The organism is Pseudoalteromonas sp. ECSMB14103, assembly GCF_000813065.1.
GTDB classification, from domain to species: Bacteria; Pseudomonadota; Gammaproteobacteria; order Enterobacterales; family Alteromonadaceae; genus Pseudoalteromonas; species Pseudoalteromonas marina.
Window position 1 is genome coordinate 501,147 of record NZ_JWGY01000002.1, and the last position, 11,756, is coordinate 512,902.

General features: G+C 38.7%; 11 protein-coding genes and 2 tRNA genes. 7 read left to right on the forward strand and 6 right to left on the reverse strand.

From position 1 onward, the window contains the following. Positions 1-98: 98 nt before the first annotated feature. The 3 genes from RF53_RS07385 to RF53_RS07395 form a co-directional block, all read right to left on the reverse strand. Positions 99-1,340 (reverse strand): amidohydrolase family protein, encoded by a 1,242-nt coding sequence (locus RF53_RS07385; RefSeq protein WP_039037128.1) that lies wholly within the window; start codon positions 1,338-1,340, stop codon positions 99-101. Between the two features lie 12 nt (positions 1,341-1,352). Continuing rightward, positions 1,353-2,735, reverse strand: a complete 1,383-nt coding sequence (locus RF53_RS07390) for an amidohydrolase (RefSeq protein WP_039037129.1) — start codon at positions 2,733-2,735, stop codon at positions 1,353-1,355. Positions 2,736-2,835: 100 nt separating this feature from the next. Continuing rightward, positions 2,836-3,621, reverse strand: a complete 786-nt coding sequence (locus RF53_RS07395; RefSeq protein ID WP_008128423.1) for a hypothetical protein — start codon at positions 3,619-3,621, stop codon at positions 2,836-2,838. A 252-nt stretch (positions 3,622-3,873) separates the two neighbouring features. On the opposite strand from RF53_RS07395, the gene RF53_RS07400 reads away from it, so the two are divergent. Further along, entirely contained in the window at positions 3,874-4,236 is a 363-nt protein-coding gene (locus tag RF53_RS07400; protein ID WP_039037130.1) for a DUF3718 domain-containing protein, read from the forward strand. Positions 4,237-4,304: 68 nt separating this feature from the next. Here the strand turns inward: RF53_RS07400 and RF53_RS07405 are convergent, their stop codons facing one another. Then, on the reverse strand, positions 4,305-4,997 hold the full coding sequence (locus tag RF53_RS07405) for a hypothetical protein (RefSeq protein WP_010556370.1): 693 nt from the start codon (positions 4,995-4,997) through the stop codon (positions 4,305-4,307). A 124-nt stretch (positions 4,998-5,121) separates the two neighbouring features. On the opposite strand from RF53_RS07405, the gene RF53_RS07410 reads away from it, so the two are divergent. After that, complete coding sequence (locus RF53_RS07410) at positions 5,122-5,982, forward strand: fructosamine kinase family protein (protein WP_039037131.1); 861 nt, start codon at positions 5,122-5,124, stop codon at positions 5,980-5,982. Between the two features lie 136 nt (positions 5,983-6,118). Beyond that, positions 6,119-6,322: a CPXCG motif-containing cysteine-rich protein gene (locus tag RF53_RS07415; protein WP_008128431.1), complete on the forward strand. Its 204-nt coding sequence runs from the start codon at positions 6,119-6,121 to the stop codon at positions 6,320-6,322. On the opposite strand, the gene RF53_RS07420 is transcribed toward RF53_RS07415, so the two are convergent. Further along, the gene (locus RF53_RS07420) at positions 6,319-6,945 is read right to left on the reverse strand and encodes a riboflavin synthase (RefSeq protein WP_039037132.1); all 627 of its coding nucleotides are present in this window, start codon (positions 6,943-6,945) and stop codon (positions 6,319-6,321) included. The genes RF53_RS07415 and RF53_RS07420 overlap by 4 nt on opposite strands. A 128-nt stretch (positions 6,946-7,073) precedes the next feature. Here RF53_RS07420 and RF53_RS07425 point away from each other — a divergent pair, with 128 nt between their 5' ends. From RF53_RS07425 to RF53_RS07440, 4 genes are all read left to right on the forward strand, one after another. Continuing rightward, the gene (locus RF53_RS07425) at positions 7,074-8,435 is read left to right on the forward strand and encodes an MATE family efflux transporter (RefSeq protein ID WP_010556367.1); all 1,362 of its coding nucleotides are present in this window, start codon (positions 7,074-7,076) and stop codon (positions 8,433-8,435) included. After that, complete coding sequence (locus tag RF53_RS07430) at positions 8,407-9,468, forward strand: DUF3080 family protein (protein WP_039037133.1); 1,062 nt, start codon at positions 8,407-8,409, stop codon at positions 9,466-9,468. The genes RF53_RS07425 and RF53_RS07430 overlap by 29 nt, the downstream gene beginning before the upstream one ends. Positions 9,469-9,581: 113 nt before the next feature. After that, positions 9,582-9,658 (forward strand) — tRNA-Val (locus tag RF53_RS07435). 143 nt (positions 9,659-9,801) lie between these two features. Next, a tRNA-Val gene (locus tag RF53_RS07440) sits at positions 9,802-9,878 on the forward strand. Positions 9,879-9,986: 108 nt separating this feature from the next. Here RF53_RS07440 and RF53_RS07445 read toward each other — a convergent pair. Next, positions 9,987-11,702 (reverse strand): glycoside hydrolase family 9 protein, encoded by a 1,716-nt coding sequence (locus tag RF53_RS07445; RefSeq protein WP_039037134.1) that lies wholly within the window; start codon positions 11,700-11,702, stop codon positions 9,987-9,989. Between the last annotated feature and the right edge of the window lie 54 nt (positions 11,703-11,756).

Genomic DNA, 11,756 nt, shown 5'->3' on the forward strand with positions numbered 1-11,756 from the left:
TTACACCTATGAAAAAGGCCGCTTAATGCGACCTTTTAAAGTTAATATCTACTCGCCCAATCAAATCCCTATTGTCGGGTTGATATAACGCTTACTATTTACTTAGTGTAAGCTCTTGGCATGTTTGAATCAGTAGTATAACGGTCACGTAATTTATCTTGGCGAGACTGTGTAGACACCTCAGTGCCGTTAATAAACATACGACTTACGTTACTGCTTATTTCAAACGGATCATTAGTCCACATCACTACATCAGCGGCTTTACCCACCTCAATACTGCCCGCATTAATACCGAATACGTCAGCAACATTTGATGTAACAGCTTTCAGTGCACCTTGTTGGCTCATGCCATAAGATACGGCGTTACCTGCGTCATAGCGAAGCTGATAAATATTGTGACTTGCATCTCCACCAACCGTTAAAAGTACTTTAACACCGGCTTTTTCAAGTAAACCTGCATTATTTAAGTTAGCGTGTAAAGAATCGAAGCTTCCTGGTAAGTTGTCCATGGCGCTAATAATTACTGGGATATTAGCTTTAGCAATATGCTCTTTAACAACAACAGCATCCTGTGCTCCACTTAGTACTAAGTTAACACCAAATTGCTCTTTCACTTTAATAAGCTCAATAATATCAGCAGCACGCGAAACGCTTATAACCAATGGCATGTCGCCAGAAAGTACTTTAGCCATTACTTTGTCTTCAGTACTTGGTTTATCGTCGTCTTTTTTATCTTTTTTGCTCAATTTAGCTTGATGGGCATCTAGCTTATTAATTAATGTTTGCAGTGTAAAAGCGCGCGAGCCTTTTCTTCGCTCACCTAAATGCACAACTAACGCTGCTTGTTTTTGAACGTCACTGTCAAGGCTGCCACTTAAATCAACCACACTAGCCAAACCTGCAAAAATACTGTCGCCGCCATAAGGGGTAATTACATCTCGTGTAACGCCGCCTTTACGTGCATAAGGTATTAAGCTTGAATGTGCGTTATATGCAAGGCTCACATCAAAATCTATACCTGCTTTGTCGTCACCCGCATCGCGAGAGCCTGCAACCGCACCCACTTCAACTAAACCAAGTTGATTATTGCTTGCAATAAAACCAGGAGTAACAATTTTACCATTGGCATCAATAATTTCATCAGCACTTACTTCTGCCGGGTTAATAGCTGTAATTTTCCCGTTATCCATAACAATGCTTGCGCCTTTTAATACGCCTTGCTCTGTTGATGTATGGATAGTTGCATTAATAATAGCCAATGACTGTGCGTTTACAGCACCAGAGGCTAGTAATCCGGCAGCAACCAGAGATAGCGAAAACGAACGTGATAAATTTTTCATTCTGGGTGCTCCTTATTTTTGACCTAACATAAAATCACTGGTTGCCTGATAAGTGCTATCGTTTCTATCGTAAACTTTTGCACCATCAACAAATACTTGCTCAGCTTTTGCGTAAACGCTAAACGGGCTCTGGTTCCAAATAACCACATCGCCTTGTTTACCTGCCTCTAGCGAGCCTGTCTTATCGTCAATACCTAATGATTTTGCTGCGTTAGTGGTGATCCACTTAATTGCATGCTCTTCTGAAATATCAAAGCCATTTTCATTAGCACGGTACATTACTTTAGCCGCTTCTTGGTTTAAGCGTTGAATGGTTGTGTCTGAATCTGAGTGAACAACTGCACACGAGTTTTTAACCGCATCAACAATGGCAACGTTTTCTTGAACCATGTCGTAAGCTTCCATTTTAAAGCCCCACCAGTCTGGCCACAATGCAGCACACGAGCCATTGTCGGCTAACAAATCTGCAATTTTGTATGCTTCAATACCGTGATGGAACGTACCCGCGTGATAATTAAATTCTTTAGAAAGATCAATCATCATCGCCATTTCTTCGGCTTTATAACAATGATTGTGGATCATTACTTCGCCTTCAAGAACACCGCGTAATGTATCGTACTTTATATCGCGATTCGGGGCTTCAGGGTTTTTACCTTCTGCGTATTCTGCATCGTACTTATCCCATGCTCGCTTATATTCTTGCGCGCCAATCCACGCAGTGCGGTAACCAGCCATATTACCCATACGTGTTGAAGGCAATACGCCTTTACGACCATATACGCGTTTTGGGTTTTCACCACATGCCATTTTTAATCCATACGGTGCATCAGGAAATTTCATTCCTTGCATTGTATGCGCAGGCACGTTTTTAAGTGTTACACCACGTCCGCCAAATAAATTAGCAGAGCCGGGTAAAATTTGTAACGAGGTAATACCGCCTTCGCGCGCACGGTTAAATCCTGGATCTTGCGGCCAAACAGAGTGCTCTACCCATACTTCAGCCGTATTAGGGCTGGTCATTTCGTTACCATCTTGATGTGATTCTACCGATGGATTTGGATAGGCACCCAAATGTGAATGAACATCAATAATACCTGGTGTTACCCATTTACCTTGTGCATCAATCGTTGTGTCTGCTTTTACAGCTAAGTCTTTACCCACTTGCTGTACTTTACCATCGACCAATAGTACATCAGCGTCATCTAGGCGTTCGCCGGTACCTGTAAGAACAGTCGCGTTTGTGATGAGTGTGCTTGTTGTAGAGATTGGCGCGTAAGTGCTTGGGTATGGGTTTTTGTTAATAGTAATTTTATCATCTTGCGGGCCATTTTCTTGGCAGCCTACAAGTGCAGCGGCTAAGCCAACTGCTAATAAAGAGGGAGCAAATTTATTCATGTTGTTGGGTTCTCCTGTTTTTTTAATACTTTAGCGAAAGCTTGGGCATAAAGCTAAAAAAACAGGTGAAAACGCGGTAAATTAAGATGAATTTACGTGATTATTTTTTTATATAATTGTTATATAGCTTTTCTAGTGCGCCCTCTGTGGTGAGTGACGGATCTTTGCTGATAAAATGCTTGACCGTGCGAGTTACAAAATCTGAATTTTGCTTATGTAATTTAGAAAAATCTTTAATAAGAGTATTACCATCTTTAGCCGCTGTTACCTTGTCGTGGCGATGACGGTACTGACTAAGGGCTTTGTTAAAATCGCCGTTGTAGTCTTCAACTAAAATTTTATAAAAGTCACTTTTTTGCACATTTAAAGAGGTAATGCAGTAATTCAGTGCGTCTTTAAAATCGGTAAAAACGTTACCTTCTACATCAAACTCTTTGGTTTTTTCGCGCACTGTGACACGTGCCTCTTCGGTGGCGTAACTAAAACCTGTAAATGCCAATCGCTCCGCGGCTTCTTTTCCTAATTTCATACCGGCCTGAATACTGTGGGCAAACTCATCACTCATGTCACTTAATTCGTTTTCTTCCCACATATTGTAGACACGCAGTGCTTTAGCGTATTTATTAGACAGCTTTTTTTTAATTTTGGTAAAGCGCTCGTCAATCGTCATTAGTCGTTCGTTATGTAACAACGCATAACATTCATAACAAGCAGGTATTGAAATAAAGTCGGCATCCTCGCCTAAATCAATAATACTTTGCAGCATATGAAGAGGCGGACAATGATCGCGTTCAGTTGCTTCGCAGCCACAATAAAAACATTGATTAAAATGTTGTTGTTCGCAGGCATAGGCTTGTTGGTAATAACTGGCTAACGCTTTACTCACTGTTTATCCTAAAAATCTACACATCAATTTATGGGGCGATAATACCAGCCTAAAAAAATATGTCAGTATCAATAAATTATTTTTATGAAAGTGTGTCAAAAAACACACTTAAAAATATGCTTTTTCATGAGCCTATAAGTAAGTGTGTACATTAAACATACTTGCTTACAGCTTGTTGCGTTTGGTTAACAGCTTTTTTAATTAATTAGTTTAATAATTAGCTTGCAACCGCAAACAACGAGGAAAAGTAAAATGAATACATTTAAAACAGCATTATGTACAACACTTGTAATTGGTAGTGCAGCATTAGCAGCACCTGTATCAGCAACACAATTTGTAGCAGCCGACTCAACGCCAGGCACTCAAATTTGTATGGCTGTTGCGTCTAATAAAGCATATGTACTTCGCAAAACTCAGCAGTCATTGAACGTTAAAAAAAGCATTATCAGCAATAAACTAACGTGTAATAACTTACCTATGGGTGATTTTGTAGCGCGTTATAATTTAGATAAAAGTGCTAATTACTTAAATATTGAAAGCAGTACTCGCACTTCAATTAAAGATTTGGCAAAGGTGTCGTCACCTGAAATCGTTGTTATTTCGTCTCCGCAATAACATGTTTAAACGTTATAGCTAAGCAGGCATAACTATAACCTGCTTAGTTTTATTTTTAACTTTATCGCTTAAAGAACACCCGCAATTAAACCAAATAAACCGCCAAATACTCCACCCCAAACAACTAACCAACCTAAGTGCTCGCGTATCATTGTTTGAATAATTTCTTTCACCATTTTAGGGGTTAATTCATCAAGGCGTTCATCAACAAGTTTAAGAACTGTGCTGTGCAACCCTTGAGCACTATTTCCTTGTGAAAGCGTTTGCGTTACTAACGCTTTAAAGTCTTCTGTTTGAGAAATTTGTGCCAACGAAAGTTGCATTTTTTCAATAAATTTTTCACGCATTGGCTCTATTGCAGCAGTGCCTCCAAACATACCCAGCATGCTACCAAATTGCGATTGCTCTATAACCTCGAGTAAATTATCGAAAGCTGGATTTAAATCAACATTACTAATGATCGGTTCAAAGTCGATATTAGGCTGCGCCTTGTTGAGTAAATTATTAATTTTTTGTTCGGAGAAAAACTCAGTGAGTATTAGGTTTCGTATAGCAACTTTAAAGCTCTCAAACTTGAGCGCAATAACACCAGACCCATATAAAAACGGCACCTTTTCAAATAGCATATGAATAGCCAATAAATTGGTCACTGCGCCAGAAAGTGCAAATAACCCCACCGACAAAACTACTGGCTGATCAAATATCAATCCTGCAGCTACACAAATACTTGCTAGTAAATTGGTTATAAAACTTTTGTTCATTTTTACTCCATTACAGTTAGCGTCACTTTGTGCGACACATTCGCTAATTTTACAACGTTTAGTTTGTTAAATTAATCCCTTTTTGCCATAGTTTAAGTGTCTGTATAAAATACGAGCAACTATTATGTGGAAAGCAATTAACGAGCACATTAGCCAAGCTACAAATACTGACTTTAAACACACACAAAAGCGACAACTGCAAAGCACAACAACCGATAAATATTTTCATATAAGCAATGGCACACAAAGCTACTTTGTTAAAATTGCGCTCAAAAGCGAACTTGAGCGATTAGAAAGTGAATCTAGGGGCTTACAGATGCTTGCTAATAATAGTTATTTAAATGTTCCAACCTGCATTACATCAGGTGCTAACATTGAATTTTCATTTATCGTACTTACGTGGTTAGATCTTGATGAGCAGCCCTATTGCCAATGGCAAAAAATGGGCACTCAACTAGCGCAAATGCACCAAAAGCATGACCAGGCAATGTTTGGCTTTGATATAGATAATCACTTAGCTACCACAGTTCAACCAAATCGTTGGCACAAAAAGTGGGATGTATTCTTTGCCGAAGAACGCATAGGGTGGCAATTACAACTATTAGCCGAAAAAGGCATTAAATTTGCCAATCCCGAGCACATAATTAATGAAGTTAAAGCACAACTACATAGTCATGTTGTGAGCCCATCTTTGTTACATGGTGATTTTTGGCGAGGCAACTTGGGCTTTTTAAAAGAAGTACCGACCGTATTCAATCCCGCTTGTTATTATGGTGATCGGGAAGTGGATATAGCAATGAGCGAGCTATTTGCGCCACTACCCGATGAATTTTATGTTGCCTATAATAAGCAATATCCTCTTCTACCAAGCTATCAAAAACGTAAACATATTTACCAACTATACCCTATTTTAAATCATGCAAATATTTTTGCTGGGCACTATCTTACTGAAGCTAAACAACATATAGATAAGCTTATGCAATAAGTGTAAATAAACTGTCATAACACGCTAAACAGACTATATTTAAAGGGTTCTAAGGAGTTCAGTTTTACGTCATTAAGCCGTGGTTAGAATAAAAACATTCCAAGCTCTGCTTAAGTTATTTGTATTTGGAGTGATTATGAAAGACTTTTTATCACAACGTATTAGCTGCCCGTTTTGCGGACACCACATTCATTTGGATTTAGATGCCAGCATGGGCGATCAGGACTATATTGAAGACTGCACTGCCTGTTGCAACCCAATCCATTTAAATATGCACATAGACCATGCAAACAATAAATTAGAGCTACACGTAGACAGTGACGACGAACAAATTTTTTAATTTTGATGACGCAGGTAGTTTTCTACGGTGTTAACAATAGTGTAAGTTTGCTGATCGACCTCTATATTTAGCTCATCACCTACTTGCGCTTTACCTAAGTTTGTAATTGCTAAAGTTTCTGGGATCAAATGCAACCAAAAACCCTGCTCGTCAATCTCGCCTACTGTTAAACTAGCACCATTAATGGCGACAAAGCCTTTGTACAATACATATTTTTGCCACTTTAGCGGTAAGCTTACCTGAATTTTGCAGTTACTTTGAGTATTAATTATTTGATTTATTTTAGCCGCACAGTGAATGTGTCCCGAAACAATATGCCCACCCAGTTCTGTGCCAAAAGTAACAGAGCGCTCGTAATTTACTAAACTGCCCAGCTCAAGAAGCCCTAGATTAGTTAATTGAAGTGTTTCGTCAATCACGTCAAAGTGAACTTGCGCGACTACATCTTGGTTACTTAGCTCAACTTTTACTACTGTTAAACAACACCCATTAATCGCAATACTGGCTCCTAAATCTAGGTGTTTTACGTAGTCATCGCTCACCGACACCACTAAACGTAACACACCCTCATTATGGGTTTTAGACACCACAGTAGCTTGAGTTTGTACTATACCTGTAAACATAAAATCTCGTTAAGTTATGACAAAGTAATAGTTTAACGTATCGAATTATAAAATCATTCACTCCTTAGATTTTTATTTCAAAGACAATAGATTACAATTACAGCCTTACTCATTAAATAGCTGTTTTTATGACCTTTTGTAATTGGGAAGCTAAGCGTTTACTTTCTCTCGCGCTGCCTGTTTTTTTAGCACAAGTTACCCTTATATTAATGTCGGTGGTCGACACCATAATGGCAGGTCAGGTCAGCCCTACTGACCTAGCTGCGCTTTCTATTGCTACTGGTATTTGGAACCCACTACTTTTAGCGTTGCAAGGCATTTTGTTAGCACTAACTGGCATAATTGCACAATTTGCCGGCGCCAATGACAAAAAAGGCATAAGCCACTATTTTCAACAAGCTTTATATTTAACCGTTTTACTGTGTATTACAGGCTTTAGTATTGCCTACTTGGCCAACATTATTATATTACAGCTAGATACAAGCCCTGCTATTGCGAGCCTCGCTTTCGACTATATTCAATTTGTTAAATGGGGAGTGTTTGGATTTTTATTTTTTACAACCTACCGAAACATGACCGAAGGCATGGGCATGACAAAACCGGCCTTTTATATTAGCTTACTCGGATTAGCCGTTAATATTCCTGCTAACTACATTTTCATAAATGGTTTATTTGGCCTTCCCGCCTATGGCGGAGCTGGCTGTGGTATAGCAACAGCTATTGTTTTAACAGTGATGGCATTAGCGCAGGTCACTTATTGCCAAATGAGTAAAAAGATAGATGCCAAAGGGCTGCTCACACCGTTTGAAAAACCAAATATAACGACTATCGCCACTATTACAAAATTAGGTATTCCTATCTCTTTGGCTACTTTTTTTGAAGTAACACTTTTTGCATGTATTCCACTCTTTATTGCCCATTTAGGAGCGGTTGCTGTATCAGGGCATCAAATTGCAGCAAGTGTTACCGCGTTACTATTTATGATGCCGCTAAGCCTCTCTATTGCCATTAGCATTCGAATTGGTAACTTGTATGGCCAGAATAAGTTCGATCAGTTAAAAATAGCCGTATCGACAAGCTATCTACTGGCTATATTAATCGCACTGTTCTTAGCGTTTATAACATTTATAGGCCGTGATGTGATAAGCCAGCTATACACAGATAGCCCTGCGGTTATTGCCCTTGCGACCTCAATTATGATTTTAGCCTGTATTTATCAACTACCCGATGCCCTGCAAGTTGCAGCAAATGGCATTTTAAGAGGATTAAAACACACAGCCCCTATTTCTTACATCACGTTTATTTCGTATTGGTTAATCGGCTTTAGCTTAGGCTACGTATTGGCAAGAACAGATATAATTGTGCCGGCAATGGGGCCGCACGGATTTTGGATTGGTATAATTGTCGGGCTCACCGTTGCAGCCATTTTGTTAATGATAACCGTTAGTAAGCGCTTTAAACATGAACCATTTATTAGCCAACAAGCTTAATTTAAATAACATAAAGCAGTTAGTATTAGTATGCGTGTTACTAATACTACCCGCTACTATGCTAAGTGCTTGCACAGAGGCCCCCAGTAATACAAACAACACCTATATAAAACGCCTTGAAAATATAACCGACAACAAATCAGAAGACCTCCCAGCGCTTAACTCACTCAAATTAAAGCCGTTAACCGAACTCAACAACAGTAAAATAACACTGGGTATAGTTGAGCTTGCCGGGATCAGCAGCTGCAATTTAAATGTGGTAATAAGTGAGCACAACAACCAACTGGGTAAAACAGCAACCGCTGCAGGGCGTTTAAAATATCAAATAGACTTTATTCAAAACGCCAACAGCTGCTTAGCATCCCTCGAAGAATCCTCAGTAACGTATAAAAAAATTAGTGAAGCAAAAAATCAAAAACAAGCTGATTTACTACATTACTTTAATGTAGCCCTGATTGAGGAACCAGAGCTCAACCGCACGTGGTCACTAACCGCTTCAGAATTAAGTAAAGAACCCGCAGGCTTTAGCGACACAATTGAGGCTATGCGTAAACTTACTGCTATTAAAGCGCAATTAGCTCAGGCTCAATTTGACAAAATAAACGTAGATGCAATATACCAAGCACTCGAAACGCTTAATAAATATAGGTTTAATCAATCATTAATTAAATCTGTCAGGCAACAAATTAGGCTAAATAAAATCGCCACGGGGTTGGTGCATAACATCAATTTAAGCACCCTATGCCCAGTAGGTAAAAACAAAGATAAAGCCAAAATAATGAATAATATATTTCAAAAGTTCTATCTTTCACAAATTCAGCCTTACCAAGCACAACTCATTGGTTTTCTTGAAGTGCTTCAGCCTTTATTAAATCAACTGTGGTACCAAGAACGTGTAACAAGCAATGAAATTAATCAGCTGATTAAAGCAAACTCAAATACTAGTTTATTAAATCAATTGAAAAGCTCAGCTAAACAGCATGTTATTTGGTGGCAAGAGTTTTATAAAACGTGTGAAATCAGCCCAATATGAATAAAAAAACGGCAAATAACCCTAAAAACACGAAACGTGCTTGATTCACCAACCGCCACGCTATATATTAGCGGCCGTTGTTAAGCAATTAACACTTACTTAAATATAGTAATACGACTGTAGCTCAGTTGGTTAGAGCACTACCTTGACATGGTAGGGGTCGGTGGTTCGAATCCACTCAGTCGTACCAATATTAATCAGATGTATAATTGAAGGAAAGAGCACTACCTACTCTTGACCACCCGGTCCAAGGATCAGTGACTCAAATCCACTCAGTCGTACCAAATTTATTCTGATTTATTGAATAAGTTATATTTAAGAACCTCAAATTGTACGACTGTAGCTCAGTTGGTTAGAGCACTACCTTGACATGGTAGGGGTCGGTGGTTCGAATCCACTCAGTCGTACCAATTCAAAAAATATAAACTCAAGAAAATCTCCTCCCTACTTTTATAGCGCTTTCCTTGGGTCAATAAATAGAATCAACTGAGTTGTGAAAATTAAAACTTATAAAGTTGCTAGTCAGAGAGCGCACCAAGTACATACACAAGTGGCGCATTCCAATTAATCGCAACCTCGTTAGTTGAAAAGCTACACCAATCGTCAACGTATGATTTTGCTGGCTCATTGAATAAGTAGTTACAATTATCTTGTTGTCCTGAATGAGGGCCACCTACAAGCATTCCTGGTACAGGCGCAACAACATTATCACTGTGTGAAATTCGATGATGTGGATACAAAGGTGTTTTAGTACCAAACCCAGTAACAAAAGAGTACCCCGTAGGGTTTCGCCCTAATACATAATCGACAAGTCCATGAGCTGCATTTTTATAATCGTTATTTTTATTTATCTGAGCGGCTTGTAGCAAAACCATCGCTTTATTTAACGCGGCTGAGTTACTCCCCCATACAAAGTCTGATTTTTGCATAGCAACATTGTATGGACTGCTTTTATGTTGGTTTAAATATATATCAGCTAAGTCATTTTGCTTTATTTTAAGGGCTTCGTATTCTTGTTTAGATAATAAGTCCTTTGCTTTAAACAGCAAACTACTCAAAGAAAGGTACGATACATTTCGCCACGCTGGAGCCACGTAATCAATATTTATCTCTTTATAAATAGTGTAAAAGTTTTTATTTTTAGTGGTTATAAATAACTCTGCAGCGGCCCAAGCAAATTCATCCTTTAAATAATGATCTCCATATTCACCGCTTTTAATATCACTTGGTTGCTCATAATATTGTGTTTGGTTTAAAAGCGCCCAACGCCATGCTTTTATGGCTGCATTTGAATATTGCTTACTCTTATTGGGGTAGTAAGGTTCAATCACCCGGCTAGCCATCGAAAGCGTAGCTGCAAAATTAAGGCTTGCTGCTGTTGATTTCCCTATTATTAAGCGTAGGCGTTGATCTTCATGTGGCATTTCATTCCCTGGCCATTCACGAGTTGTTAGCTTATGATATACACCCCCATCATCGCTTTGCATAGTGATCAGCCATTCAAGATTCCATAGAGCTTCGTTTATAATATCAGGAACGTTATCTTCAGATTCAGGTATGTTTAGGGTTTGTTTTTTATAAACATCAGGGGAATGTTCAAACGCTGCAAGCAGTGTATAAGTGCTAATACCTGAGTTAACAACATACTTGCCATAGTCGCCTGCATCATACCATCCTTTTTGTGAGTCTATTCGTTTGCCTTTGTACCTTGGCTCAGCAGAAGGATGATAACCAATAATGTCATCTTTATGACCCATTGGTCTTGCATAAATTCCCGCGAACTTCTCTTCAATAGGAGTACTAGAGCGGTTCAAATAATAATATCTTAAAGCGGCTTTACTAAGTGAATCATAAACATCATCACTAATTCGAAATAATGAAGAATCTGCAACACCCTTTACACGCAAAAAATAGTGACCCGAAGTGACAACTTCAGAAAAATCGGCAAGCTTGTGACCATCATTACCAGAAAGAGTCCATATTTTAGCTGCGCTCAACTGAGCGGTATAAACCACCTTGTTCGTTTTCGCATTAATTACATCAAATTGCGAAGCTGTTACGTTCGGTATTGAAGCAATTTTTTCACTTTTATTTAAGTAGCCTAATTGATTAATTGCAATTTGCTGATTTGAGGATAACTTACTTAATTTACTAGGATTTTTTTTTACTAATACCGAGCAAGAGGTCAGAGCAAGCACATTCAGTAGCAGTAACGATAAAATAAGATGTTTCATATGACCCTTTCGTATAAATAATGTCGAAGCAAAAAATAGAGCACTTGCTATTGG

Excerpts from the sequence above, each read along its gene's own strand:
- RF53_RS07410 (WP_039037131.1), top strand. The coding sequence starts at position 5,122 with ATGTGGAAAGCAATTAACGAGCACATTAGCCAAGCTACAAATACTGAC.
- RF53_RS07400 (WP_039037130.1), top strand. The coding sequence starts at position 3,874 with ATGAATACATTTAAAACAGCATTATGTACAACACTTGTAATTGGTAGT.
- RF53_RS07430 (WP_039037133.1), top strand. The coding sequence starts at position 8,407 with ATGAACCATTTATTAGCCAACAAGCTTAATTTAAATAACATAAAGCAG.
- RF53_RS07405 (WP_010556370.1), bottom strand. The coding sequence starts at position 4,997 with ATGAACAAAAGTTTTATAACCAATTTACTAGCAAGTATTTGTGTAGCT.
- RF53_RS07390 (WP_039037129.1), bottom strand. The coding sequence starts at position 2,735 with ATGAATAAATTTGCTCCCTCTTTATTAGCAGTTGGCTTAGCCGCTGCA.
- RF53_RS07445 (WP_039037134.1), bottom strand. The coding sequence starts at position 11,702 with ATGAAACATCTTATTTTATCGTTACTGCTACTGAATGTGCTTGCTCTG.
- RF53_RS07385 (WP_039037128.1), bottom strand. The coding sequence starts at position 1,340 with ATGAAAAATTTATCACGTTCGTTTTCGCTATCTCTGGTTGCTGCCGGA.
- RF53_RS07415 (WP_008128431.1), top strand. The coding sequence starts at position 6,119 with ATGAAAGACTTTTTATCACAACGTATTAGCTGCCCGTTTTGCGGACAC.
- RF53_RS07425 (WP_010556367.1), top strand. The coding sequence starts at position 7,074 with ATGACCTTTTGTAATTGGGAAGCTAAGCGTTTACTTTCTCTCGCGCTG.
- RF53_RS07420 (WP_039037132.1), bottom strand. The coding sequence starts at position 6,945 with ATGTTTACAGGTATAGTACAAACTCAAGCTACTGTGGTGTCTAAAACC.